General features: G+C 57.3%; 26 protein-coding genes and 2 pseudogenes. 17 read left to right on the plus strand and 11 right to left on the minus strand.

Annotated features, from left to right (window positions below):
* Window positions 1-420: 420 nt before the first annotated feature.
* Entirely contained in the window at window positions 421-717 is a 297-nt protein-coding gene (locus NB311A_RS21520) for a hypothetical protein (protein ID WP_009797567.1), read from the minus strand.
* 532 nt (window positions 718-1,249) lie between these two features.
* Between NB311A_RS21520 and NB311A_RS21805 the strand changes: the two genes are divergently transcribed.
* The gene (locus tag NB311A_RS21805; RefSeq protein WP_165475230.1) at window positions 1,250-1,405 is read left to right on the plus strand and encodes a hypothetical protein; all 156 of its coding nucleotides are present in this window, start codon (window positions 1,250-1,252) and stop codon (window positions 1,403-1,405) included.
* A gap of 782 nt (window positions 1,406-2,187) precedes the next feature.
* On the opposite strand, the gene NB311A_RS05965 is transcribed toward NB311A_RS21805, so the two are convergent.
* Both NB311A_RS05965 and NB311A_RS22885 read right to left on the minus strand, forming a co-directional pair.
* Window positions 2,188-2,502: a hypothetical protein gene (locus NB311A_RS05965; protein WP_009797571.1), complete on the minus strand. Its 315-nt coding sequence runs from the start codon at window positions 2,500-2,502 to the stop codon at window positions 2,188-2,190.
* A gap of 372 nt (window positions 2,503-2,874) precedes the next feature.
* Window positions 2,875-3,135, minus strand: coding sequence for a helix-turn-helix domain-containing protein (locus tag NB311A_RS22885; protein WP_050752067.1), 261 nt, complete (start codon window positions 3,133-3,135; stop codon window positions 2,875-2,877).
* A 351-nt stretch (window positions 3,136-3,486) separates the two neighbouring features.
* On the opposite strand from NB311A_RS22885, the gene NB311A_RS23040 reads away from it, so the two are divergent.
* Window positions 3,487-3,669: a hypothetical protein gene (locus NB311A_RS23040; protein ID WP_371256467.1), complete on the plus strand. Its 183-nt coding sequence runs from the start codon at window positions 3,487-3,489 to the stop codon at window positions 3,667-3,669.
* A 348-nt stretch (window positions 3,670-4,017) separates the two neighbouring features.
* Here the strand turns inward: NB311A_RS23040 and NB311A_RS05975 are convergent.
* A pseudogene (locus NB311A_RS05975) lies at window positions 4,018-5,102 on the minus strand (IS5-like element ISNisp7 family transposase).
* Window positions 5,103-5,261: 159 nt separating this feature from the next.
* Here NB311A_RS05975 and NB311A_RS05980 point away from each other — a divergent pair.
* The 7 genes and pseudogenes from NB311A_RS05980 (at window position 5,262) to NB311A_RS21810 (ending at window position 10,169) form a co-directional block, all read left to right on the plus strand.
* Window positions 5,262-5,867, plus strand: a complete 606-nt coding sequence (locus NB311A_RS05980) for a cell envelope integrity protein TolA (protein WP_245256938.1) — start codon at window positions 5,262-5,264, stop codon at window positions 5,865-5,867.
* Window positions 5,868-5,955: 88 nt separating this feature from the next.
* The gene (locus NB311A_RS05985; protein WP_009797575.1) at window positions 5,956-6,189 is read left to right on the plus strand and encodes a hypothetical protein; all 234 of its coding nucleotides are present in this window, start codon (window positions 5,956-5,958) and stop codon (window positions 6,187-6,189) included.
* A gap of 342 nt (window positions 6,190-6,531) precedes the next feature.
* Window positions 6,532-6,700 (plus strand): annotated as a pseudogene (locus NB311A_RS21225) (transposase); the annotation flags it as partial.
* A 59-nt stretch (window positions 6,701-6,759) separates the two neighbouring features.
* Window positions 6,760-7,380 (plus strand): hypothetical protein, encoded by a 621-nt coding sequence (locus tag NB311A_RS22450; RefSeq protein WP_245256939.1) that lies wholly within the window; start codon window positions 6,760-6,762, stop codon window positions 7,378-7,380.
* Window positions 7,381-7,990: 610 nt separating this feature from the next.
* Entirely contained in the window at window positions 7,991-8,251 is a 261-nt protein-coding gene (locus NB311A_RS05995) for a helix-turn-helix domain-containing protein (protein WP_009797578.1), read from the plus strand.
* Between the two features lie 628 nt (window positions 8,252-8,879).
* Window positions 8,880-9,914, plus strand: coding sequence for a polysaccharide deacetylase family protein (locus tag NB311A_RS06000; RefSeq protein WP_009797579.1), 1,035 nt, complete (start codon window positions 8,880-8,882; stop codon window positions 9,912-9,914).
* A 60-nt stretch (window positions 9,915-9,974) separates the two neighbouring features.
* Window positions 9,975-10,169: a hypothetical protein gene (locus NB311A_RS21810; protein ID WP_165475231.1), complete on the plus strand. Its 195-nt coding sequence runs from the start codon at window positions 9,975-9,977 to the stop codon at window positions 10,167-10,169.
* Window positions 10,170-11,510: 1,341 nt separating this feature from the next.
* Here NB311A_RS21810 and NB311A_RS23045 read toward each other — a convergent pair.
* A complete protein-coding gene (locus NB311A_RS23045; RefSeq protein WP_083780391.1) occupies window positions 11,511-11,729 on the minus strand; it encodes a DDE-type integrase/transposase/recombinase in 219 nt (72 codons plus the stop codon).
* 5 nt (window positions 11,730-11,734) lie between these two features.
* On the opposite strand from NB311A_RS23045, the gene NB311A_RS06005 reads away from it, so the two are divergent.
* Entirely contained in the window at window positions 11,735-12,283 is a 549-nt protein-coding gene (locus tag NB311A_RS06005; RefSeq protein ID WP_009797584.1) for a response regulator, read from the plus strand.
* A gap of 392 nt (window positions 12,284-12,675) precedes the next feature.
* Window positions 12,676-13,512, plus strand: a complete 837-nt coding sequence (locus tag NB311A_RS06010; protein WP_009797585.1) for a YihY/virulence factor BrkB family protein — start codon at window positions 12,676-12,678, stop codon at window positions 13,510-13,512.
* Window positions 13,513-13,703: 191 nt separating this feature from the next.
* Here NB311A_RS06010 and NB311A_RS06015 read toward each other — a convergent pair whose 3' ends face one another.
* The gene (locus tag NB311A_RS06015) at window positions 13,704-14,297 is read right to left on the minus strand and encodes a DUF4142 domain-containing protein (protein WP_009797586.1); all 594 of its coding nucleotides are present in this window, start codon (window positions 14,295-14,297) and stop codon (window positions 13,704-13,706) included.
* A 23-nt stretch (window positions 14,298-14,320) separates the two neighbouring features.
* Window positions 14,321-15,718, minus strand: a complete 1,398-nt coding sequence (locus tag NB311A_RS06020) for a cytochrome b6 (protein ID WP_040674102.1) — start codon at window positions 15,716-15,718, stop codon at window positions 14,321-14,323.
* Between the two features lie 190 nt (window positions 15,719-15,908).
* Between NB311A_RS06020 and NB311A_RS06025 the strand changes: the two genes are divergently transcribed.
* The 3 genes from NB311A_RS06025 to NB311A_RS21820 all read left to right on the plus strand — a co-directional run bounded on the left by NB311A_RS06025 (window position 15,909) and on the right by NB311A_RS21820 (window position 17,167).
* Window positions 15,909-16,400, plus strand: a complete 492-nt coding sequence (locus NB311A_RS06025) for a ferritin-like domain-containing protein (protein ID WP_009797588.1) — start codon at window positions 15,909-15,911, stop codon at window positions 16,398-16,400.
* Between the two features lie 65 nt (window positions 16,401-16,465).
* Window positions 16,466-16,957, plus strand: coding sequence for a ferritin-like domain-containing protein (locus tag NB311A_RS06030; protein ID WP_009797589.1), 492 nt, complete (start codon window positions 16,466-16,468; stop codon window positions 16,955-16,957).
* 72 nt (window positions 16,958-17,029) lie between these two features.
* A complete protein-coding gene (locus tag NB311A_RS21820) occupies window positions 17,030-17,167 on the plus strand; it encodes a hypothetical protein (RefSeq protein WP_009797590.1) in 138 nt (45 codons plus the stop codon).
* Window positions 17,168-17,400: 233 nt separating this feature from the next.
* On the opposite strand, the gene NB311A_RS06035 is transcribed toward NB311A_RS21820, so the two are convergent.
* Complete coding sequence (locus tag NB311A_RS06035) at window positions 17,401-17,841, minus strand: PRC-barrel domain-containing protein (protein ID WP_009797591.1); 441 nt, start codon at window positions 17,839-17,841, stop codon at window positions 17,401-17,403.
* A 301-nt stretch (window positions 17,842-18,142) separates the two neighbouring features.
* On the opposite strand from NB311A_RS06035, the gene NB311A_RS21825 reads away from it, so the two are divergent.
* A complete protein-coding gene (locus NB311A_RS21825) occupies window positions 18,143-18,298 on the plus strand; it encodes a hypothetical protein (protein WP_009797592.1) in 156 nt (51 codons plus the stop codon).
* 149 nt (window positions 18,299-18,447) lie between these two features.
* Window positions 18,448-18,699, plus strand: coding sequence for a hypothetical protein (locus NB311A_RS06040; RefSeq protein ID WP_009797593.1), 252 nt, complete (start codon window positions 18,448-18,450; stop codon window positions 18,697-18,699).
* A 1,814-nt stretch (window positions 18,700-20,513) separates the two neighbouring features.
* Here NB311A_RS06040 and NB311A_RS06050 read toward each other — a convergent pair.
* Complete coding sequence (locus NB311A_RS06050) at window positions 20,514-20,828, minus strand: hypothetical protein (RefSeq protein ID WP_009797596.1); 315 nt, start codon at window positions 20,826-20,828, stop codon at window positions 20,514-20,516.
* Window positions 20,825-21,463 (minus strand): cysteine hydrolase family protein, encoded by a 639-nt coding sequence (locus tag NB311A_RS06055; protein ID WP_040674129.1) that lies wholly within the window; start codon window positions 21,461-21,463, stop codon window positions 20,825-20,827. The genes NB311A_RS06050 and NB311A_RS06055 overlap by 4 nt, the downstream gene beginning before the upstream one ends.
* 685 nt (window positions 21,464-22,148) lie before the next feature.
* On the opposite strand from NB311A_RS06055, the gene ligD reads away from it, so the two are divergent.
* Window positions 22,149-23,096: a non-homologous end-joining DNA ligase gene (gene ligD / locus NB311A_RS06060; RefSeq protein WP_009797598.1), complete on the plus strand. Its 948-nt coding sequence runs from the start codon at window positions 22,149-22,151 to the stop codon at window positions 23,094-23,096.
* Window positions 23,097-23,098: 2 nt separating this feature from the next.
* Here the strand turns inward: ligD and NB311A_RS06065 are convergent, their stop codons facing one another.
* Window positions 23,099-23,485, minus strand: coding sequence for a DUF421 domain-containing protein (locus tag NB311A_RS06065; RefSeq protein ID WP_245256940.1), 387 nt, complete (start codon window positions 23,483-23,485; stop codon window positions 23,099-23,101).
* Window positions 23,486-23,573: the final 88 nt, after the last annotated feature.

Below are 23,573 nucleotides of genomic sequence, written 5' to 3' on the forward strand. Positions count from 1 at the left end.
ATGCAGGCGAGGACGTTTCCTTCAGTTAGCGGTTCACCGTTTACTCAGAGGGACCGCGTGGATCCACCGGCGGCTGCAATCCAGGCGACCTGGACCATGCGTCATACCGGGCCGCCTTTTCCGCCTGCTCGATCTTTTTCAACAGAGCATCACGAGCAGGGCCAGGCTCAAGCTTGTCGGCCTGCTCGCGCGTTTTATCAGCCCAGGCTTTAAGACGATTCTGAAGGGTGAGCTGCTTCGAACTACGACGTTCAGCCATCTGCACCTCCACCTCTTAACCCGATGGCAATTCTAGCGCCGAAGAAATCTCCCGGGCGAGCGGTTTCTTGCTGGATGCCACCTATCGGCGGTGCGGTGGATTGTCTCGCTCATCGCAGCTTGGCTGCGAGGCTCGCCGATGGAGCCAAGGCCGACGGATGTCTAAGCTGTACCCTTCAGAGAATCGATCATAGCGCGATGTTCTTTCGCTTCATCGGGCGGCATGTTGTGAAGTTCATCTTCAGAGAAGGCTGGAGCGGCTCGAATGATAAATTCGTCGCCATCAAAACTCCCAGCTATTAGCCGCGATCCATCATCAAACCAGTAGGACGTGAGACCATCGATCGTTTCGGTAGCGATCCGTCCCCAATGACCACGAGCTAATTCTTTCTGAACTGCTTCGATCTCAACTGACCCCGCTGCTTCCTTTTCATTGAGAAAATTTTCCGCCTTCCCCATGGCATTCACTCCGTCATCGAGGTCGTTGCGTCCATGCTAGTCCGAACCGGAGGCCGTGTCAGGTGATCTGAGGTTCTTGTATTTCGGTTCAGAGCTAGGAACGCGCGGTTTTCCATGGCGTTGCAGCCGTAAAGGAGCTTCTACATGCCATGTTCGTCCGCCTGCAAGCTGCTTCTCGTTGCGACCCTGTTATCGCCTGTATCTGCCCTTGCGCAGGGCGGTGGCGGAGGAGGAGGAGGGGGAGGGGGTGGTGGCTCGGCCGGAGGCGGCGCGGCGAGTGGCGCTTCGGGAGCAGCGGGCTCAGGAGCGGGCCCCGGCACGGGCAGTGCTCCAGCTGGAAGGGCCGGCACGACAGGCAACCGGGCTGGTGGCGCAGCGGGAGGCCGCATAGACGGCACCGTTACTCCAGGACCTGCGATGCGGGGGGACGATGTGATTCGCAAGGAAAACACACCGGGTCATTCCAAAGCTGACAAGAAGATCGACAGCATCTGCAGGGGATGCTGACGGTGGCTTGCTGCCGAACCGCGAAATGGATGTGACGTTACGGCTGAGGCTGCGTAGCAACGATCCCACAGCGTCAGCGTTGGCAGATATGCCCAACCTCTTCATCTATGCGATCGTTGTCGGCTTCGCCGTACTGATCACGCTGCTGGTGTTATTGTTCTTCTATCCGATCGTCATCTGAAAGCGGCGACGAGCGTCAACGCCAGAGCCTATTCGCTCTCACGGCGGAGGCGGGTCTCTTCAGCATCGTTCAGGATGATCAATGTGGGCGCGGATATAGGCCTAAACGTCACTTTCCAACTCAGCCTAATTTTCCTTCGAGACGCCTTGCTCATGTGCCGCCCTGAGCAGGTTGTTCGCCAACTGCCGGATTGGCGACCTCTTCTCGGCGCTGGCCTTCTTGCTCGTCCGCGTGAACGGCTCACGTCGAGCCAAAATTTCACGAACTCTTTTGCGCTGGGTCAACGCGCGCAACACTCTCCCGCCCGGGGGTTTATCTGAACGGCGTTGCCAAGTCCGGCAGATAAGCCAGCAGCGCGACCAAAGAAACAAACCCGACCGCAATGAAGAGAAGAGATAGCTTCTGAGGACCGCTGAACTCAGATTTAGGCTGACCTGGCACCGATAAACGAGGGCTAAGGGCTGGCAGGGCCGTTCGTTCCAAAGATTGTTTTGTTCCCGGCGGCTCCCACTTCGCCTTCAAAGATCCGGCGGGACTTTGGTCCGCGCAAGCCACCGGCGATCAATCCAAAAGAAACATGCCATAGAGCGAGACGACAAGAACGATTAAGCTACCGACAGCCATTATCATCAGAAAGTAGCGTTCGAGCAGTTCGGCACCTGAAGACATTGGGGCCCTCTGACAAGACCGGGACGCGGTCGAGGATGCTCTCACCGCGTCAGCATTTCCGGGTGAGAGTTTACAACCATTCTAACAGAAATCAGTTGCATGGAGCGGAATAATTAACTCGTAGAGGGATCGCCCGCTTCTCTCCGCAACTTTTCAGCCCATTCCCGGGTGTCTTGCATCGGCCTGCCTTTATCCCTGAAGCCGAGAGCCGCCAGCTCTGCGCGGAGCTGGTCGCGGTCTGTCACATGAGAAACTTGGGCCTGCTCGAAGGTTGCCAGGAGAACGCGTGCGTTATGGGCCGCGTCCGCGTGGCCGTCGCGCTCCAGCTCGGCCATGATCTCCTTCTGGCGAGCTATATTTTTCTCGCCAAGCAGCACATGCTCCTCAGCTTGCGCCAGATGCCGCACTGTCATTTCCCGCTCGTCCATGGCGACCAGCTTACATTGAAATCCGGCGTATGGGTCAACCTGACCCGGTCATTAGGTCGGCCCGCCCGGCAGCTCACAAAAAGGCCCGCCGGATGGATTACAGCGGGCCTTTCGGGTTCGGGAGTCGGTGCTCAGTCAACGCCCCGTTCCGACAGATCAAATGCGTAGCGCAAAAGAGCATTTCTATAGTGAGACGTTTGAGCAGTCGCTTTTTGAACCCTCAGCTGCGATTATTTTCCGGCTCCTGCCATTGCACGTCTTGCAGAGCACCCGAAGCGATAAGTGCCTCTAGGTCGTCGGCTTAACGATCATGGCCTTCCGCAAAACGAGCGAACGTATCCCGCTTCGCCGGATTGGTGGCGAGCTTGCTGATTAGCCGACATTCCTCGGCCTCTCTTCGGAGTTTTTCTGCCCATTCCCGAACATCTTTGATTTGCGAAGCCGCACGCCGGCGCCGCCGCCGTTTTCAGGGATGAACTGCGCACCGGCATCTTCGAGGGCACGCTGAATGGAGGCCGCGGTCGCTGGCCTCGGGATCGCCCTTCCTCGCTCAATGCTGTTTAACGCTGCCGTCGAAAGATTAGCCGCCTTGGCCAACCGGCGCGGCGGCGGAGCAGGCGGTGGAAGGCTCAACTATACGTGCGAGTCGACGTCCAATGCATGCTCGTGTACCGGCTGGCTAGACTGTGTCCTCATCATGGATGAATGCAGGACGCCGCCCGTAAACTCAGATGGCACTATTTGCAGCGGCGCTGCTCCCTGCACCTGCACCTGCACCTGCACCTGGCACTAGCTCTACCGGCTGCGCTGGTTCCTCGCAGCTTCTCCGCATAGGCGTCGCAAGTGCCATTCTTCTTGCAGGCCTGTGCGGACCGGATACCGTATCCAGGCATACATTAGGCAGAAACAGCGCAAGCAGACACCGCCACTTCCCCTGCTAAAGGAGCCCACGCTTTGGACCGCAGGCCACAGCTGGCTGCCGCATTGGCGGCGGCTCGAAAGGCAAGCAGCATCGTCGTTTTTAAGCTCGACCGGCTTTCCCGCGACGTGGCCTTCGTCTCGGGCCTGCAAGCCAAGCAAGTGCATTTCGTTGTACCTCTCCCCTCAATCATTCGATCGAGGGTATTCATATGCCAGGAAACATCGAAAGGCGCGAAGTCAGTATGACGGCTAGTATTCGGCAGGATCACTCCGACATGAACCGGTTCACTATAACGAAATGATCGATGGTGCTGCTCGACGACATGATGTTGGAACGCGGACGCTGATCGGTGCCCAGCACACCGGCTATGCCGCCGGTGACCGCTCCAACAGTCCCTCCCACCACCGCACCAACGGGGCCCGCGCTTCCTCCAATCATTATTGCACGGACCGGTAAATTGGAAACACCGTTCTAGTTCCGCTAGCAGGCTGTTGAAGAAGTGTCCCGTCTGGCTTTCGGGATGGCTTAATCGCCGTTGTGATGAGATTTGGATTGAGCTGTCGAGCAGTTTGGCGTGGCCGTGGGACGGGGGGTCATGCTGGCACCGCCATGAGCTTCGGCAGTCGCACCAGATTGTAAGCGGCGGCTGCGAAGGTGAAGGCCCATTCGACGCGGTCGCGGCCGCGGAAGCGGGTCTTGTCCTGGCGGGCGACCGTCTTGATCCAGCCGAAGGCTTCCTCAATGCGCTTGCGGATACGCTGGCTGACGGCATAGCCGCTGTGCCGCGTCGTGCGTCCGTCGATCTTCGGCCTCTCGTGTTCTGCGCCACGTGCGGCGTCACCTTCATCGCGCGCAACTCATTGACGAAGTCCTCCGTGTCATAGGCCTTATCAGCGCCAAGTGTGATGGCCAGGGGCCGGTCGGCGCGAGGTTCGATCATGTGCAACGCCGCCACCCGCTCGGCATGTCCGTCGGCCAGCGTCAGGCAGGCGTCGACCAACAGGCCGTGGCGGTTCTCCATCAGCCCATGACCCATGAAGCATAGCTTCGCCTCCTTGCCCTTGCCCTTCTTGTAGAGCCTTGCGTCCGGATCGGTGGTCGAGGCATGCGTGTCGTTAGTCCGCTTCTGGCCGTGGAAGTCGGCTTCGGCATTGCGCCCGACGCCGCCGGCCGGCGGCTCGCCAGAGCCGTCCTTCGGTTTGACGCTCTTCATCGAAGCCCAGGCCTCGATCAGCGTGCCGTCGACCGAGAAGTGATCTGTCGACAGCAGCTTCTTCACCTTGGGCTGGGCCAGCACCGCACTCAGGAATTTGGCCGCGATGTCGCCCTCAAGCAGCCGCTCGCGATTCTTCGAGAACACCGAATGGTCCCAGGCTGGATCGTCGACGCCGATGCCCACGAACCAGCGGAACAGAAGGTCGTATTCCAGCCGCTCCATAAGCAACCGCTCCGAGCGGATCGAGTAGAACGCCTGCAAGAGCATCGCCCTGAGCAACTTCTCGGGTGGGATCGACGGCCGCCCGAGTGGCGAGTACAGCGCCGCGAACTCCCGCTCCAAAGCGACAAGCCCTTCGTTCACCGTGACCCGGATGGCGCGAAGCGGGTGGTCGCGTCGAACCCGCGCCTCCAGATCAACGTAGCTGAACAGCTCGCCAGTCAGATTGTCACCACCGCGCACTCATCATCTCCAAATCGCTTCGGAGCAATAAATCATGCTCACAGCTCGGCCGCGACTGGCTTTTTCAACAGCCTGCTAGGTTCTAAACTGCGTGTGCCGCGCCGATTTCGTGAAACCATGTTGAGCCCTTAGCGTTGTCGCGTCACATGGGAGGCGACGATGGTTTCAACTGCACGCATCTTCTTCGCAGGAGTGGCAACGTCAGCAATATTAGTAGGAGTTGGATTTAGCGGTGGCATATTGCTTGGGCGAGCGGCGCTTGAACCAGTTCATCCGACGAAGACGGATCAACCAAGGTTAGCGAAGAGATCGCTTCCTACAGCAAGAGTAGTTTTGCCAGCACCTATGGAAATAGCTGACAATCCGCCCGCAACTGCTACTGCTCCCCACATACAACTAGCAAATCCCAAGACGTCTGAGCCGCAGAAGACGTCTTCAGGGGAACAGCCTCACGTCGCGTCCGAGAAGACCAACCAAGCTCGCATGCAGGATTTGAAGAACGCAGAGCAGGCAGAGCAAATGGCCAAAGTTGAGAAGAAGAAGGCTGAGGCTATCCACCAACGACGAAGGGCCGCTGCAAGCGATCGTCATCGGCGATATGCAGAGCGGAAGGCGCGGCAGGAAGCAGCGTCGGAGCAGCAAGCACAGGAACAACGCCATCAAGAAGAACGTCAGGCCCTCAATAAGCAGGCTGGACCATTTGGTCTGTTAGCGTTTGGTGACGGTATCGAAGTGCCGAGTCAGGCTAGCTTCTTCGGTAATTAACCCGGCATTGAAAGAGGCGCCCCTTTAACGGGGAACTTTCGACTTGGCACGATGTTACCTGCGAGCGATCCGAACAAGGAGACTTTGAATGAAGAACCTTTTGATTTGTGGTGCACTTGCAGCATTTGTTTTGAGCACGCAGGCAGCGGTGGCCGATCATGAGTTTTACATCGTTCAGGATGCCCACACCAAGAAGTGCACAGTCGTAGATACTAAGCCCACGACGACTACAACGACCGTGGTCGGAGATGGAACTGTCTACAAGACTCGCACGGAGGCGGATTCCGCGATAAAGACGACCAAGATTTGCACCGAGCATTAAAGGGTTATCAAGGGCGACCTTGGACCGCTATGAATCGATTTAGCTAAGAGACAATCTGGAGACGGCTCGGCAACGAGCCGTTTTTTTTGGCGTGATTACAAGAAAACTGACGGAAGAAGAAGCTAAGCAGATGATTGCGGCGAATATGAAGGAGTATAGCCGCCGACTTCTATTCCGCTGTGCGCTCGGACCAGGTCGAGCAAGACGCGATCCCAGTGGCTTAAACTGACTGACTAGGCTAACCCGCAGCGACTTGAGACCCTGTACTTCCTCTAGATTTGGGCAGCGTCCGTCGATTAAGGAGACGGACGATGCGCGCCTCGCGGTTTCACTGAAGAACAAATCATCGAGATTCTGAAGGAGCAGGAGGCTGGTGCGAAGACGGCTGAGTCTGCCGCAAGCACGGCATCTCGGCAGCAACCTTTTACAAGTTCCAGGCAAAGTTCGGCGGGATATCCGACGCGCCCGCCTGAAGGCTCTTGAGGACGAGATCGCTCGGCTGAAGAAGCTGCGGCGGCCGCTGGCGCTCGGCACGCGCAGGCCCATGCCGGACCGGGCCAACACAACATCATGGGCCGCGATCATCCGCCCACGATTGCCGGTCAGGGGCGTTCCAAGATGGAACGATCGGAAGCCGAGCAACAGGGCAACGCCACAAGAGGTCGCGCGGCGCGTTCTCATTTCGGGCTTCATGCATTTTTAGATTATTTTGTTGGGTTAAGCATATCGCAACTTGTTCGGGGACTACCCGAACATTTTGATGTCCCGAGCGCAGCCTATCGCCCAACGTTCTTCGTCAAGATTAGGAATCAAGCGCGTTCGGCATCAACCATGGATATCGTTTTAATTCTATTGTCTCTCAGCGCACTCATAGGCACAATTGCAGGCTTGCGCTTTAAAGTCTTTGTCCTTGTGCCTATCGCGTTGCTGATTGTTCTGGTCTCGGCAGCTGTTCTCCGCACGCATGGTTTCGGTCCCGGGAGCGGGATTGCCATCATAGTCGCGGGTCTGGTCGTGAACCAGGCTGCTTACGCCCTTATCCAGATCGGCTTGGGAGTAAATGCTTATGACCGATCATTTGAAGAAATAGCCGACGGCGAACCAGCCCCCGACCGCGAGCAGCATGTCGGCGATAATCACCGCGATCAAAAGCCGTCCCCATCCCGGTCTTTTCCTTCGCATAAAAATTAGCGCTCGGCGTATTTTCCAAGGGCTACTGTACCATTTTCGCTTGAAGCGCAGGCACGTTGCGTCGTGGTGGGACAATGCTTGGGTCATAACAAGGCACTTTGCGTTGTGATTTCACTGAACGCTCCGTTCAGAGCAAAGCGAGTGCCATTCGTTCGTGACGGACGCGCTGAGAGAAGATGGTGATGCTCCGGGGCATTAACGAAAATTCCTGCGAACAACGCAATCCCTAGCGGCTCGATTTGCGCGAACACCGCTCCGGCTTGGTTTTCTTTGAGCAGTCAAATTTTTACGACGGCGCAGGGCGGGTCAGTCGTATCAAGCTTCGGCGCGCCACCTCCTCTGCCATAACAACAAACGTGATCGTTAATGCTCGCCTGTTTGAATGCATCCGCAAAATATTATAATGAATGGCAATGCAATCGTATGACGTGGTGAGTCCACCACTCCTAGTTGCTGAAGAAACTGGGGCTACGTCCTGCGCGAGTTACCTGTCGTTCGAGGGATTCAAGAATCCCCCTGTGGAAGATGCTCCTCGAACAAGATGCCCGCCTATGGTCACAATCCCCACTCATCAAGGAAGCAAGTCTGATTCGATCATAGGGATGGGCAGTTGACCGGTTGGATTTGCGAGGAAGGAGCTGTTCGGAACGCTAAAGCTAGCGAGACGGGGCTGATTGCCTTGCTGATCGGATACACGGTTGCTGAAGTTGAACGCGATCTCATTATTGAAACGCTGCGTGCTTACGATGGCAATCGGACGCGGGCAGCAAAGACGCTTGCTGTTTCGGTTCGCACCTTGCGCAACAAGATCAACGAATATGAAGCCAAAGGTTTTGATATTCCCTCTTCGGTTCACAATCAGGTCTGCTAATCGATTTCAGCCTTCCGCTTCACAGTAGCTTGATGGCTTATCCGCTTCCTTCATCTTATCAATTTGTTTTAGCGGAGGGTCGCGCCTTCGATACTTGGCTCCGGCGCATTTCCAGAAGCAAAGTGGTTGACCCTTTGCAAGGCGTAGACGTAGTCAGGCGGTGGAATGCCTACGGTGAACTTGGGCAACAACTTTATAGCCCGGCTCACTCATCTGATATCGAATGAGGCCGCAAGCTAACGTGTTGGTGCCGCAGACGCGTTTAAGGCAGTAGAGCAAAAAGGAGCTGGCCGGCGAATGGTCCTATACTCGGACCCGCCGCTGGGGTCCGGTGCGGTCGATCAAGACATTCATTCCGGGATCGCCTGTACGGCTAAACGCGACCGCATCGATATTCCCTTAGCCCGCTCAGCACCTCGTATCGCCGCATTTGAACTTGTGCCTTCAATAGCAACGCGCGACTCCGGGCGGTCTTCGCCAGCTCCGAACGTTGCTCAGATGAGGGACGTTCAACAGTACCAAAGTAAGTAAACCTGACAGTTCGTGCATACGCTCGATTAACTATTTCACTGGATGGTGGCGCACATATCCTTAATTGAGCAATCCTGCCTTGTGCCGTGGAATCGCCATGCGTCGGTTTCCTGTTCTGATCGTCGCGGCTGGGGCTGTGGCCATGGCAAGTGGCAGCATCATCGCTATCGCAGCACAACATTTTCTCGGTTCGGCCGCATTCGAGCCAGCACCCGCTGCGAAGCCAGAATTAGTCACCGGCTCAATTGATTCGCGTTGGCCCAAACCGGGCGTAGAACGCCAGACTGCGGTCGCCGACGCTGCACCGGAAGTCGCTGCGCTGGAAGTCGAGGCAGCGCCGGAGCCAGAGAAGCGAATGGTCGTCGCCAAGCCCACCTGCAACAACCCGAATGCATTAGGCGTGTCGCGCACGGTGCAGATCGATACAATGGGCGGACCTGGCTTTGGTATGTCACAGTATCGCGACTACGACTTCCTACGGCCCGGCGAGGTAGTGTTGACTTTCGATGACGGCCCCTGGCCGGTGACGACACCGATGGTGCTAGCGGCCTTGAAGGCTGAGTGCTTGCGGGCCACCTTCTTCTCGATTGGCAAGCACGCCACCTGGCACCCTGAAGTGCTGAAACAGGTGGTGGCGGAGGGCCACACAGTGGGCTCGCATACTTGGTCGCACCAAAATCTTGCTCATAAATCGCCGCAAGAAGCTCAGGATGAAATCGAGAAAGGTATGAGCGCGGTAGCGACGATGGCCGGTACACCGATCGCGCCGTTTTTCCGCTATCCGCAATTGCGGCAAACCGGCAATCTCAAAGCATATCTTGTCCAGCGCAATGTCGCGGCATTCTCGATTGATATCGACTCGGAAGATTTCAAAATCAAGAAGCCTGACGTGTTGGTGGGATCGACGATGGCCAAGCTCAAAAAGAACGGCAAGGGCATTATCTTAATGCACGATCTGCATAAGTGGACCGCCCTTGCGGTGCCGGAACTGCTAGCCCAGCTCAAGGCGAATGGCTACAAAGTTGTTCACGTCCGCGCTAAAGATACGCTTAATACCCTACCAAAATACGACGCAATAGTCGCGGCGGCGCAGCCGGCCAAATCAAACAACGCGCGCGCGATTCCGCAGTAATACAGACCATCGACCGACTGAAGGCAACGACGGGCATACGCGTGTAACTCCGTCCTCACGGTGAGCAAGAAAAATTCCATTCTCGCGCTCCAAGCCCAAGTCATGCTGGTCCGTAACGGCAAAGGACTCAAGTGTCTCTTGATTGCAGCAATTATTGCGCTCGTCTATTCGCCCGCGTTCGTCATGCTCGTTCCCCTCTGGCTCTATTCCGTTCTCGAAGAACGAATCGGCGTCGCTAAAATCAACCCGCCGTGATTCCTAACCGTCAGTGAAGAGGCTGCGTCACCATCGTTGCTCATACTCGCCGAGTGCGATAGTTCGCTACGTCTAATTAATAACGGCCGCGACCTGGTTGACCAAAGGCACAGCTTCGTCAGATCGCTTGAGGGATTGCGACGAGACGTTCCCACGACTTCATTTCATCAACATCCCTTGTTAGCTGAGCTCGCACGGGATATTGCCGTTACCTTGCGCAAAAGGCGCGATCTGCTAAACTGCGCGTTTTATGATTGAAGGATCGAAGATTTGCCCACGAAGAAGACAGCTGTTAGCCGCGAGTGGACGAAGGACGACGTCCGCACTCTCAAGGCGCTTGCGAAGCAGACGGCAGGCGTAGCGAAGATTGCAAGAATGTTGAAGCGAACACCCGGCGCAACGGCAGCAATGGCAATAGCATCGGTGTGTCGCTAAGCACTCAATAACGATGCAAGCACTGAAACCAACGGATTGGATACTCTTATTCGTCCTGTTTATTCTTACGGTTGGGCCGCTTTGCTTGCGTCCGACGTTTTGGCATCCAAATGCTGAACGATTACTCGCACTCGCTGTGCTCGGGTTTGCCTTCTCTTTTGCCTATCCCCGTCGACTCTTGGTCATCTTAATTCTTCTTGCGGGCTTTCATTGCTGTTTTGAGTACCTGCAGCACTTCGTGAATTACAGGCACGCCACTGCGCATGATGTCGCGATCAAACTGGCAGGCGTAGGGTCTGCGGTGGTAGCTTTGTTTCAAAATTTGTCGACGACATCAGATTCGGCTAAGGCGACATCAATTCAGCACACCGGTCGGCAAACTCGAACGCGCGGAGATTGTCGTCCTTTCTCCATGGAGGGCCACGCGTCGCTGGCTGAAGAACAGCATGCACCGATGCTGGCCTAGTTATTGATGGCGACACACTCGAAATTCACGGGCAGCGCATTCGTTTATCAGGCGTGGACGCGCCCGAGTCCGATCAGCTTTGTCGTGGTGACGATAGCTTAAAGGTATCACTGCGGTGCGAAGGCTGCGAACGACTAGCTCGCTTCATTGCTGGCAGGCCGGTTAGTTGCAAGGGCGTGGACATTGACCGATATAAGCTGTCATTCGGCTCGCAAATTTGACCTCGTATTGGAGTGGGCCCCTGGTGCCGGACAGAATCAGACTGCTGATGTGACCATGGTCCGGATATATTGCTCCTCGAACTGCGCGGGGCTGATGTAGCCGAGCGCGGAATGCAGGCGGCGTTGATTGTAAACGTCGTCGATGAACCTGAAGCTGCTTGGCGATGTCGTCGCAGGTCTCGAACGCGATCGGATAGACCGCTTCGACTTTGAGTGTCTTCATGAAGCTCTCCGCCTTGCGTTGTCGTACGCGTTTCCGCGCCGGCTCATCGAGCCGACCAAGTCATGGGCCGCCAGCAATGCTTGATAGATACCAGACGCGTATTGCGATCCGCGATCCGAATGATGAATGCATCCTGGTCGCGGGCGCCGTCGCTCGATCGCCACCTTCAGCGCCGCGAGCGCGAGCCCGCGCTTCGATCGACCTGCCGATCGCATAGCCGATGACGCGGCGTGAGCGTGCGCTGGAGGCGGAAGGCGTGGAGATTGCGTTCCGGCGGGCACGTGAAAATTTGTTCGGAAGTTGGACAGGGCACGACGGTCAAACTTTACCGGCCCAGGTTAGCCACGGATGTTGCAGAACCGGAAACGAGCTTTCCGATGAACCTTCTCCTGAAGCAGCGCTTGAGGAAACATTTTTGGTGCTTGAAGACGATGAGGACGTCAGGAGCTATTCGGTCGAGATCCTGCGTGAGCTAGGTTATCGTGTTCTTGAGGCGCATGATGGCCTAAGCGCCCTCCGCGTGCTTGATCAGCACGCCCGCGTCGACATCCTCTTTACCGACGTCGTACTTCCCGGTGGAATGACCGAGGCTCAAGTTGCCGCGCATGCGAGGGCTTTACGGCCCAAGCTTAAAGTGCTCTTCACAACGGGATACGCCCGTAACGCAATTATCCACCACGGTCGATTAGATAAGGGCGTTCAGTTGATTACCAAGCCGTTCAGCTTCAACGATCTTGCAGCTAAAATTCGAGATGTTCTCGACAACTGAATTACAGCGCGCAGTAGAGTGACTCAGCAACGCCGACAGGGTCTGTCACGTTGCTTACATTTTCAGGAGCTGGGTCGCATTCAGGACAGTCACGTTCACTCGACGCTCAAGGACAGAATCACTGACGCATGAATCTCAAGCCGCCGGCGTCTCGCGCATGGAAGTCCTTGCAATGCACTTCTCCTCCTCGAGCGCGATCCAGTGGCTATGCTTATGGTCGTCCCGCCGGGGATGCACCAGTAGCGAGCCTGTCTTTGAAAGCCCCATCGCGCGCTGTCTTCTTTTCTGTCGCCTTCTCCCAGACCCCGAGTCTAGTCGAGGAACTTGTCATCGCCCGAGGCATTGGCGACCACAGGCGATGGAGGAAGCGACGGGACATGTGGTGGACAGTGATGAAGCAGGCTGCGAGCGATTGGTCCAGCCACAAGGATGCACGGCAAGGAGCCGCCCTCGCCTATTATTCGGTTTTTTCGCTGGGCCCAATAATCGTGATCGCCGTCGCCGTGGCTGGCCTTCTCTTCGACCACGATGTTGCCACTGCGCAGGTTATGTCGTCGATCAAGGATATGCTCGGTGACAACGGCGCGAAAGCAGTTGAAGCGATGCTGGCAGGCGCCAACCGGCCCGCGACAGGGATCGTGGCTAGCATTCTGGGTATAGGAGCGCTTCTCTTTGCGGCCATTGGCGTGGTGGTGCAACTGAAAGACGCTCTCAACGTGGTCTGGGAAGTCGAGCAGTCAAAGGAATCCGGGCTCTGGCACTTCGCCCGCAATTACGTGCTGTCATTTGCGGCTGTTTTGAGCCTAGGATTTTTGCTGCTGGTTTCGCTCCTGGTCAGCGCAGGCTTGGCGGCGGCAGGCAAGCACGCCTCTGCGTATCTTCCGGAAGGCGTGCTGCACGTTGTTACCATGCTAGTGTCCTTCGTGGTCGTAATGGTATTATTCGCGATGATATTCAAGTGGTTGCCCGACGTATCCGTAGGCTGGCGCGATGTTTGGCCGGGAGCGTTTCTCACCGCGATGTTTTTTGAAATCGGCAAGGCGGGGATTAGTTTCTACATCGGCAAGCAGGGACTGGAATCAACCTACGGGGCAGCCGCCTCGATTGTGGTCGTCCTGATCTGGGTCTACTACACGTCGCAGATCATCTTGATGGGCGCTGAAGTTACTCACAGTTATGCCACGCAGAATGGCTCTTTAAGGGAGGGTATGAAGCGGTTGCGCTCCTAAAGCAAACTCCGCCTCCGCCTCTCGTGAACTAGACTTCGCCTATCGATCGCTCCGGTATTTCGTCGGAGGGCAGTGAACCTTAAAGCTCCCGGCTGGAAGCCGGACCGACTAGGTCGGACGCCTTGCAAAAATGTTTAGAAAAAGAATCCGCACAAATTCAAACCGCACCCGCATCTTAGCTACGGGAAAACCTACCTCTTTTGGTTCGATTGCGAAACATCTACAGGAATCTGGGCCGCGAGATCGCGCGCCATTCGTAGATGTTCAAGAACGGTCGGCAGAGTTTCCGATGCAAACCGTTGCAGGTCGGCGTCTTCACCCTGCCCAATCTCCCAGGCCAAAAGCTGCGCCGTCTTCTGGTGTTCGACCGTTTGGTACGCGAGATAAGCGCGGTCAAATTGATGGCCATTAAGCTTATTTAAATCGGCTCGAGTTTTACCGTGTTCAGCATCGACGTTAGTCGGCAACGGGATGTTGCTCTTTTGCGCAATCGATTTGAGCTTAACGTTCGCCTTCTCATGGTCGTCCACCATACGCTCTGCGAACCGCTTCACCCCGGGATCTACCGCTTTACTTGCGACAAGCTTGCCGAGATCAACCTCAGCAAGGCCTCCCACTGCAGCAGTCTGAGCGAACAGCTGGTCCTGATAATTGCTTTGATTGGGTGAGGGCACACCTGCTTTTTCGGTTTGGGTATTTGGGGACCATCCTGCCGAATTGCCAATCTGGGCGCAGGCGTGCCAGGGCAGAAGGACCAATGCCGTGGCGATCAACACTTTTCGCATAGTTTCCTCCTGATTTGCGATCCTCAAAGGGTGAGGAGGTAAGCGACAAGCGCATCCTTGTCTTGCTGATTCAGTTTGGTACCTAGGACCAAGTTGAAGAACTCCACCGTGTCAGCGAGCGTGGGTAGACGGCCATCATGAAGATAGGGCGGAGAGTCCTTGATGCCGCGCAGGGTGAAAGTCTTGATTGGCCCGTCCGGAATGGCCACCATATCGTTTGACGTCTGGCCCACTTTATAGAAGCGTTCGAGCTTCAGGTCGTGCATGTTGTTGTCTGTGAAGGACATTGTGGGAATGTGGCATTCTGCGCATCGTCCCTTCCCCATAAACACTTGCTCGCCTCGCAGTTCCTGTTCGGTGGCCTTCTTGGGGTCTAGCCTTCCAAACGGATCGAGTTTAGGCGCAGGCGGAAAATCGATGATGTTTTGCATCTGCGCCATCATCGCAACTTGATTTGGGCGGTCCGGCAGATGCACACCTTTGCGGGTAGCGCTTACGTGATCGCCGTTGAAATAAGCGGTGCGCTGCTCGAACTCGGTAAAGTCCTCGACAGAACGGAGCGACCGCTTTGAGCCGTGGATCTGTTGGTTGAACAGGCCGCGCAAACTCGTGGTATCAAGACGGAACCGTTCCGCCTGAGGACGTACGTCTGGCGTTAAATGAAAAGCAGCATTGGTATGGAAGTTCGAGTGGCAATCCAGGCACGCAACGCCGAGGCTTGGTTGCGCCACCTTGCGATCTTCGGTTTGATTAAATTCTTCTTGCGGAAACGGCGTAAGGAGGAGCCTAAGACCTTCCATCTGGACTGGGGTGATGATGCCGTTCAGGTATTCGTAGAAATTCTTGATAGTCAAAAGATCGCCGCGTGAGACATCGCCCAATTCCGGGTGCGTCGTAAGATAGATCGGTGGTGGAAACTCTGGAGTGAGATGGTCGGGCAGGTCGAAATCCACATCGAAGCGTCGAAGGTCCCGTTGTTCGTCGTTAGCGATCTTGCGAATCTCGTTTTCGGGAAAGACCTGACCGCCGGTCGCCTGCTTGACGTGCGGCAACGGCACGAATCCTTTCGGCAATAAGTCGCGATCCCTGATCTCGTGCGGCTCTTTCGCAGCAAGGCTATCCCACGTTTCGCCACTAGGCAGCTTAACCCGTACGCCTCCCTGAACCGGCTTGCGGCCGCCCGACATCATGACCCCAGAGAGGGGCCGATCAGCGAGATCGTACCGCTGCTCCAGCAAAGCACGCTGGCGCTCCTTCACGGCCGGCTTCTGGGCCTCATCGTTTTGCTTGACGGCGGAGAACGGAAGCGTCGGCAGAGGCCGATAGGTTGTATCGGGCGGAAGCGGATCTGCGACAGCGGGGAAAGCCAAGACGGCGAGCAGTGCGGTCGATATCAATCCAGTTCCAGCTCTCAGCGACATTGACCGTTTTCCTTCTTACGAACGCGTCAACCGTTCCAACAGATGAGAGAGCAGTTGGTTGCATGTGATCCATCTCAATAGGAACGTTAGAGCTAGTCGCGAATTGGAGGTCGCTGGGTGACAATTGTTCCCCTCTCCTTCTCCTATTCCTATTACTGTACCCTCTAGGGCTTGCGAAGAGGACCAGAAAATGAGCGCTAAAGCCGAGGAAGACCTGATGGCGTGGCTTCGCAACGCACACGCTATGGAAGAACAAGCCGTGACTATGTTGGAGGCATTAGCCAGACGAACCGGCGATTATCCGGAAGTTAAGGCGCGTATCGAACGGCACCTAGGGGAGACGCAGAGACAGGCTGAAGCGCTGGAGGAATGCGTCAAGCGCCGCGGCGGCGACACGTCTACTTTGAAGGACATGGCCGGCAAGATCATCGCTTTCGGGCAAGGCATGAGCGGCATGTTTGTCGACGATGAGATCGTCAAAGGCGCGATGGCGAGTTACACATTCGAACATATGGAGATTGCGGCCTATCGGGTTCTCATTGCGGCGGCCGAGTCCGTTGGCGACGCGCAGACGAAATCTGTCTGCGAGCGGATCTTGAAAGAAGAACTTTCAATGGCGTCCGATCTGGAAGCTAGCTTGCCCGACTTGACGCGCAAATATCTAAGTCGGCAAGGGTCCTGACCATCTCAAGCATGGCCGCAATCCAGTCGCCTGCCTGCTCCCCTCATATTCTAAGGAAGACCACGATGCCTACGAAAGACTTGAACGGGCTGTTTCTCGATACATTGAAAGACGTTTATTACGCTGAAAAGCAAATCTATAAGTCTTTGCCGAAAATGGCCAAAGCTGCAGCATCTGACAAGCTACGAGCTGCTTTTGAAAAGCACCACGATGAAACCGAAGGACAGATCGAGCGCCTCGAGCAGGTGTTTGAGCTTCTCGGTAAACCCGCGCGCGGCAAAAAATGCGATGCGATCGAGGGCATCTTAGACGAAGGCAAAGAGATCATGGAGGAATATGAGGGCGAGCCGGCTCTAGATGCGGGTCTTTTGGCGGCAGCACAGGCAGTCGAGCACTATGAAATTTCCCGTTATGGCACGTTGAAAAGCTGGGCTATCAAACTGGGGATGAAAGACGCTGCCAAGTTGCTTGATCAGACGCTTGCGGAAGAGAAGAAAACCGACGACACCTTAACAAAGATTGCCGACACCGTCGTAAATGCTGAAGGACAGACTTAAAATCAGCCGACGTCATTTAAAAAGGATGGCAGGGAGCTGTTAGCGAACCTCGGGCCAGCCGAGCGAAATATCATGGCGCTCGCCACGAGCGCCATGACCGGCGCGCCGGTCGAGCCCAACGTGGTCTCGAGCATCGTGCAGTTGATCGTCGAGGCGTTCGTCGCCTTCGTGCTCGCGCACGGCAGCTACACCTTGTTCTGGAAAGCTTAAATCGAGGAACGGCGGGGCGGCGCTTGGCGTTGAGGATGTGCCGCCTTTTTCGAACCTGAAGAGCGGCAGAAGCGGTCTCGGACAATGCTCTCTGGCGGGGCTCCGGGGCCGCTTTCTTGACAAAGGCCCCGTCGGGGCCTTTGCATTGCGCGCCTATTTCATCACCTGCTCAAATTTTCCGGGACACAAGGCGCCCGATGCTGCACGCGCACCGGGGCTCGTGCCTCGATCCGTCAGCCGCTGCTTCGCGTCATAGGATTCTCCGCGCCTTCTTTCGTCGTTACGGTATCGACGTTGTCGTAATAGGAGTCGAGCTCCGCGCGCTTCGCGGTCCAATCGAACAGCTCTGAGCCGCTGCTGCCGAAAACGCTCTTCGGATAGCCCTTAAGCCGGTTGCCGCTAATGTCGCTGCGGTAGCCGTCGAGCTTGGAGTCGTGCCTGAGCAGCCTCCAGGGAACCGGGTAATGGTCGGAGCCCATGCCGAGGATCCCGCCGATGCTCAACACGGCATAGGCCGGCTCGCCGGTGGACTTATCGACCATGACGCATTCGATCGCGCCCACCTTCTTGTCCTCGGCGCCGTACACGGCCTTCCCGTTGTACTGGTCAGAGGAAACCAGGTTGCCGGAAGAACGCGCGCTGTCGGGAGCGGGCGGCGGGTTGTTATCGGCCATAAGAGATCTCCTTTTGGTTGGCATGCGGAACCCAACCCGCAAGTCAGCCCGCCGTTCCAAGTCCGCTGCGCATAGCCGGCGAGCTGCCGACGTCTCCCTTCGGAGCGCGGTTTAGGAACGCGCCGGCATGAACCGGCTTATACGACAGGCTGCGGCTACTTCCACCGCGGCCGGCACGGTCCCGCGGATACCTTCGCTAGGGGCATGCGGGGCCGTGCGCTCCGGTCCGTGTTGACGAGCGAGGGAACGAGCTCGGAACGTCTTCCCGGAAGATGGAAGGTGAAAACCTAGGAGAAGAGCGATGGCAAAGATGGAAGACGGGCGCATCGTCGAGACCGCGAGGGAAGCCCGGGGAGCCGAGCGCGGCCCCACGGTGCGCAACGTGCTGGTGGCCGGGACCGCGCTCGTGATAGCCGCATTCGTGATCATCTACATCGTGTATTTCGGCGGGAAGTAAGCGCGGACGTGCCTGCGGCTCCGCGCCGCGCTGCGGATAAGCTTTGCACCTGCAGCGCGGCGATTTCGCGTAGCAGCCCGCATGCGTCCTTGACTCCGCGTTCCCTTTACGTTCTTATTCGCCGGCCATCCACCGCCGACGAGACTTGCATGCCCGACCTTTCCTTCCTCCGCGCCGAGATCGAGCGCATGCGCTACCAGCTCCAGCGGCAGCGCAAGGAGATAAGGGCCCTCCTAAAGGCCGGCATCCCGACGAAGTCCGCTGAAGAGCTGCTGGAGCGGATGCAGGCGAAGATCGACGGCCTGTGCGCCGAACGCGATCGCCAGCGCGACGAGCAATGCATCAAGTATCCCGGCACCGACAAGCCCATTAGGGGAGTCTCCGAGCGGCGCTACCGTTGAGCGTCTACCGCCGCATCCCGCGGAGCGCAGACGGCACGCATCCGCACTGGGTCGCGCGCTCGAGGAGGAGAAGTGCATCGGCGAGAATTTCCGCGCGCTGCGGGCGTGCGACCAGCGCAGCTTGTCGCTCTCCCGTCACGGACATGTGGCATTCCGCGAGGGCCGCTGCTTCCAGGTCTTCATGTTCGCCGAGGAGAAGCCCGCCGAGATATTCCGCGCGGCATTCGGCGGCGAGCGATGTACCCGTCCGAAAAGGGAAAGGGCGCGCGGTGGGCGCAGTGGAAGAAGGAGACGAATGAGCAAAAGCCTAAAGACAGCCTTAGGCGCATCAATGCCTTGTGACTTGCGTGTGCGCGCTATTGCACAGAACATAACGGCCCGATGTGCGATTATGCATAATCACCGCACGGGTCGTGGCTTCTATCGGTGATGAGAACGCCCGCTCGCGCTCACGCCTTCCTGGCGTCGTTTCAAGCAGACTACATCGCTTCAGGACCGCCTCTCGGAGTTCGCCAATGGCGAGCGAGCCAAGGCGGAAGGCATGCCCGATAGCGCTGAACGGTACGACCTCCTCAAGGAGATCCGGCAGGCGGAGTGCGCCGCGAACATCGAGGCGTGGTCAACTCTCCCGGGCTCCAGCCGCCGAAATAGCCTACCGGAAAGCGACGACCGAGGGAACAGGAACGCCGGCGCCGATTTTGACTGCGCTTCGTTTGCCGCCCGGGCTCGCCGCTGGGAACCATCTTTCAGGCACGCGGGCGGTTCTTCTCGACTGAAAAATGCCTCGTCGAAGCGGATTGTCATCAGGAATAACATGATGGCAAGATGGAAGACGGACGCATCGTCGAAACCGCAACGGAAGCGCGACAAGCGGAGCGTGGCCAACAGTGCGCAATATGGTAATCGCTGGGACGGGCCTTTCGCCGTCGTGTTCATCCTCTATTTTGCGAGCGGAGGCTGAGCCCGCACGCGCAAGCGGTGACCCCTCTGATAGCCTTTCGCGGATTTTTGACTCTAAGCCTCGATCGAGGGCGCATATTCATCTGACGCAATGTGTTGGAAGCTCTACTTGACGCTTACGCTGTGCTGTGTCCCCTACGCCTTCCGCTGTGTTCGTGGGCAGTCGAGGAACGCTCCCCCTGGCCTTTTCCGCTCTGACCTTGCCCGCCGCTGCCCTGCCCGCTTTGTTTGCCTTGTCCGCCCTGATTCTGGTTCTGTTGAGCCATCTCATATTCCTGTCTTGCGCTACCGACGGCACTATCGCCATCGCCTGGGCAATGGGATCGGCGGGCCGGCGTTCCTAATCTATGGGTTACTTTTTGGCCGCTGCTGCGGAGGCTCGGACCTATCCGTCGCCCCGGAGTGATGAAGAACAGCCGTAGGACGACGTGCCCCGACGCGGCATAAAGGTACTATACTTATGGCAGGCCCGCAGCCACCGAGGAGCGCACGACGGCCCGAACCAACACCGAGGAAATAACCGAGGCGAGACCTAGCGAGTTAGAGGCGCTACTCCTCGATACCACAAGCTCGGGCGCACGACTTCATAGCTCCCTCCGGGAAGCGGCTTAGAGGGGTTTGGCTTCTAAATTGCGCGCAATGAGCAAGGTGAGCGATACCTGCTCTTCACATTCCAGTTCGTTCGCCTCGCGGCGCTAACTCCACTGTGGCCTTCAGCGACCACGGGAAGTGTCGCTTTTCTCGACCGCTGGCGGTCACGAGCGCGGCGTTGATGGACGCGCACAGAACGTCCTGAGCAAGATCAATGAATCCCTAGCACCTCTTCATCGGAGAAGAAGCCGCAACACAAGTCGTCAAAGTTGAACGATTTGCTGAGCGCGAATGATGATTTCCTCTTGGCGCAGCTCGGCTTCAAGCCTTTTCCGCAAAGCGCGCCAGAATTCAGTATCAAGACGCTCCGTCATCACCTCGACCACCGCGATATTGTCGCGCTCGATCGCGCTGCCGTCTCGCCACAGTCCCTCACCAGGAGCCCGGAGGAAACTCGTCACGCCACCGAACTTGCGCATCAGTTCTTTTAGAAGTTTTTCAAACCACTCCTGCGAAATCGGCTCGCCGCTTCCGGTCTCCTTAGGCAGAAGAATCTGCACGAGATGGGAGGCGCTCATGATAACGACCCTGCCCGAGCGCCACCAGGCCAGCTGTCCAGAACGGTCCCGGTCGTGACGCATTCCACCTGCTGGGCAAAGCGGTTCATATAGACATCCATCATCGCGTCATGGGTTTCGTCGGCGGAGCTGCAAAGCGCATCTGTCACGAGGATGGTGCGGAAGCCCCAGTCGATCGCGCCCAGCATGGTCGCGAGAACGCAGACATCGGTCTCGCCCCCGGTGATGATGATGGTGTCAACTTTCGCCCCGCACAGCTGCTGGTGCAGGTCGGTCCCGGTCCACGGCGAGTAAACATGCTTGTCAAAAATTCGGGCTGGCGGAACGAATTGCGCGAGTTCAGGGACCAGCCCGATCATTTCCGGCCCGAGCCGGTCGATGGTCATCGATTCCCAGCGCTCGTAATAGTGCCGCCACATCCCGACGCCGTGGCCCGGTTTTGCGGCCGGGATGAAGCGCGTAAAAATGGTTCTCTCAGGATGAGCGGACGCGATGGCAACGACATTTGGCAGCACGCGCGGCAGCCAAGGCATTTTCCATGCGGTGCTTTCTGCGAACATCCTCTGCATGTCGACGCAGATGTGAACGGCATTCTCGCCTGGCGCCCCGTAGCGGAGCTCTTCGCTCTTAGACATGGCTCGATCCTTGAAAGCCAGCTCCAACGGAGTCCTTTCAGGTTGGTTCCTGTTTCTGAGAAGGGTTGCGGCTGCAACCCTGCTAGCCCAGCGGCAATGAGCGGGGAAAGGCGGTCAAGGGTGCGGCACGCACCGAACGCAAACGAGCCTGCCCTTGACGGCCGAGGGGCACAGCCCCGCCTTTGGCGCGAGGGATCGTTACCTTGGGCCGAGACGAAGACTCGGGCGCATGACCGGCAGGACGCGCTAGAGCCCGGTCGACAGCGAAGCTGGCGGGCGCGCCGCGCTGAAGGAACCGCCAGGCTTTCCAGCGGGTTGGATATGCTCAACAACCCAAGGGAGACGAACTTGAAGAAACAACAAAAGGTCGGGCCAAGGCTGCCAAGCGAGAACTGATCGCACCGCGCGGTGACAAACGCTATATCCGGCGCGACGCGAAGGGCCGCATCGACGAAAGCGACGATGTAAGCCGGTCTCTCTCACAGGATCGCCGGCGTAAAGCCAAAACACCCGCCAAGGCGGGACAGGGTGACCGCGGCGACCGCAAGCCCGTCAAAGCCAAAGCCGCGAAGGCCAAGACCGAGACCAAGACGCGGACGCCGAAGAAAGCGAAAAAGTCGCGAGCGCGTAAATAGCTCGAAGCTGCTCGGTCAGCTTCCCGCAACATCCTAAAACGGAGCGCCGCTTGGCCCGCGTCTCGACCCTGCCAAAGCAACTGCAGCCGATGCTCGCGACCCTAACGGACGGTCCGTTCGACGACAAAGGCTGGATCTTCGAAGATAAGTATGACGGCTTCCGGATGGTCGCCAAAATTGCATCCGGCAAGGTTGCGCTCTACAGCCGCAACGGCAAGATCATCAGCCATAGCTACATTGAAGTCGCCAGAGCGCTGGAAGGCGTGAAAGGCGACGCCGTCATCGACGGCGAGCTCGTAGCTCTAGACGATGAGGGCGTCTCACATTTTCAGCTCTTGCAAAATGCCCTCCGGCGCCAGGCGAGGCTGCGCTATTTTGCATTCGACCTCATGTTTCAGGATGGTGACGACCTGCGCGGATTACCGCTGACCGAACGGAAAAAGCGCCTGAAAGCCATCCTGCCAAAACACAAGCTGATCGCCTTCAGCCGCGACCGAAAGACATTTGGGACGAAGTTCTTTGAGGAAGCTGAGCGCAAAGGCCTCGAAGGCATCATGGCGAAGCGTGCGGACAGCAAATATCAGTCGGGCGCACGGACGGACAACTGGCTCAAGATCAAGACCTCGAAACGTCAGGAGGTTGTTATCGCAGGCTTCACGGCTCCGAGAAAAACGAGGCCGTTCTTTGGCGCGCTGACGCTCGCGCTTCGGGACGGCGACAACTGGCGCTATATCGGCCATGTCGGCACAGGCTTCAGTCATGACACGCTTAAAGAGCTGCACGGGAAGCTCATCAAGTTGAAGACCGCGAAGTCGCCCTTCGGCAAAAAAGTAAAAGATGAAGCCGTCACGACATGGGTCAAGCCACAGCTTGTTGCAGAGGTAAAATTCACGGAATGGACAAGCTCGGGTGAAATGCGCCATCCCGTTTATCTCGGCCTACGTGACGATAAGCAGGCGACGGACGTCGTGGGTGAGCGGGAGCGGCCGCACGGCTGACGTCATTTCATTTTCCGCTTCAGAACGCTGAGCCGCCCGTCCCCTTCAAGCGTCGCCAACCTGATATCCGCGTAATCTTCGACCTCGTGTTCTCGGAGCTGCGCTTTCAGCTCATCCTCCGTAATCATCTCTTTACGCAGGTTTTGAGGAATAAGGCGCCCATCGCGAATAAGGGTTAGGCTCGGAGGGCTGAGGTACGGCCGCGTCCGGGGAAAACGCCAGGATAACCAGTCGAGCAGATATTCCCATGCGACAATCGTGAGAACGAGCGTGAGGCCTTCGGTGACCGAACCATAATCTTTTCCTAGGCCGTTTTGCGCCGCATCGGCAATCAGGACAATGACAAGAAGATCAGCGGGTCCGAAGTGGCCTGCCTGCCGCCGCGCCATGACGCGCAGGATGATAAACAGACCAAGATACATAAGGCTGCCGCGAACGATTACTTCCGCGAGCCCTATTGCCGGAATGAAGACGGAA

It is taken from the genome of Nitrobacter sp. Nb-311A (assembly GCF_000152905.1).
Taxonomy (GTDB): Bacteria; Pseudomonadota; Alphaproteobacteria; order Rhizobiales; family Xanthobacteraceae; genus Nitrobacter.

What these genes read in the sequence shown, in the direction of transcription:
- NB311A_RS05980 (WP_245256938.1), top strand. Translation starts at nt 5,262, where the DNA reads ATGGTTTCAACTGCACGCATCTTCTTCGCAGGAGTGGCAACGTCAGCA.
- NB311A_RS06010 (WP_009797585.1), top strand. Translation starts at nt 12,676, where the DNA reads ATGAAGCAGGCTGCGAGCGATTGGTCCAGCCACAAGGATGCACGGCAA.
- NB311A_RS05965 (WP_009797571.1), bottom strand. Translation starts at nt 2,502, where the DNA reads ATGGACGAGCGGGAAATGACAGTGCGGCATCTGGCGCAAGCTGAGGAG.
- NB311A_RS06065 (WP_245256940.1), bottom strand. Translation starts at nt 23,485, where the DNA reads ATGGCGCGGCGGCAGGCAGGCCACTTCGGACCCGCTGATCTTCTTGTC.
- NB311A_RS06020 (WP_040674102.1), bottom strand. Translation starts at nt 15,718, where the DNA reads ATGTCGCTGAGAGCTGGAACTGGATTGATATCGACCGCACTGCTCGCC.
- NB311A_RS23045 (WP_083780391.1), bottom strand. Translation starts at nt 11,729, where the DNA reads ATGCGATCGGCAGGTCGATCGAAGCGCGGGCTCGCGCTCGCGGCGCTG.
- NB311A_RS21805 (WP_165475230.1), top strand. Translation starts at nt 1,250, where the DNA reads ATGGATGTGACGTTACGGCTGAGGCTGCGTAGCAACGATCCCACAGCG.
- NB311A_RS22450 (WP_245256939.1), top strand. Translation starts at nt 6,760, where the DNA reads ATGGGCCGCGATCATCCGCCCACGATTGCCGGTCAGGGGCGTTCCAAG.
- NB311A_RS06030 (WP_009797589.1), top strand. Translation starts at nt 16,466, where the DNA reads ATGCCTACGAAAGACTTGAACGGGCTGTTTCTCGATACATTGAAAGAC.
- NB311A_RS06000 (WP_009797579.1), top strand. Translation starts at nt 8,880, where the DNA reads ATGCGTCGGTTTCCTGTTCTGATCGTCGCGGCTGGGGCTGTGGCCATG.
- NB311A_RS06025 (WP_009797588.1), top strand. Translation starts at nt 15,909, where the DNA reads ATGAGCGCTAAAGCCGAGGAAGACCTGATGGCGTGGCTTCGCAACGCA.
- NB311A_RS06040 (WP_009797593.1), top strand. Translation starts at nt 18,448, where the DNA reads ATGCCCGACCTTTCCTTCCTCCGCGCCGAGATCGAGCGCATGCGCTAC.
- NB311A_RS06035 (WP_009797591.1), bottom strand. Translation starts at nt 17,841, where the DNA reads ATGGCCGATAACAACCCGCCGCCCGCTCCCGACAGCGCGCGTTCTTCC.
- NB311A_RS21520 (WP_009797567.1), bottom strand. Translation starts at nt 717, where the DNA reads ATGGGGAAGGCGGAAAATTTTCTCAATGAAAAGGAAGCAGCGGGGTCA.
- NB311A_RS06055 (WP_040674129.1), bottom strand. Translation starts at nt 21,463, where the DNA reads ATGTCTAAGAGCGAAGAGCTCCGCTACGGGGCGCCAGGCGAGAATGCC.
- NB311A_RS06005 (WP_009797584.1), top strand. Translation starts at nt 11,735, where the DNA reads ATGACGCGGCGTGAGCGTGCGCTGGAGGCGGAAGGCGTGGAGATTGCG.
- NB311A_RS06050 (WP_009797596.1), bottom strand. Translation starts at nt 20,828, where the DNA reads ATGAGCGCCTCCCATCTCGTGCAGATTCTTCTGCCTAAGGAGACCGGA.
- NB311A_RS21820 (WP_009797590.1), top strand. Translation starts at nt 17,030, where the DNA reads ATGGCGCTCGCCACGAGCGCCATGACCGGCGCGCCGGTCGAGCCCAAC.
- NB311A_RS06015 (WP_009797586.1), bottom strand. Translation starts at nt 14,297, where the DNA reads ATGCGAAAAGTGTTGATCGCCACGGCATTGGTCCTTCTGCCCTGGCAC.
- NB311A_RS21825 (WP_009797592.1), top strand. Translation starts at nt 18,143, where the DNA reads ATGGCAAAGATGGAAGACGGGCGCATCGTCGAGACCGCGAGGGAAGCC.
- NB311A_RS05985 (WP_009797575.1), top strand. Translation starts at nt 5,956, where the DNA reads ATGAAGAACCTTTTGATTTGTGGTGCACTTGCAGCATTTGTTTTGAGC.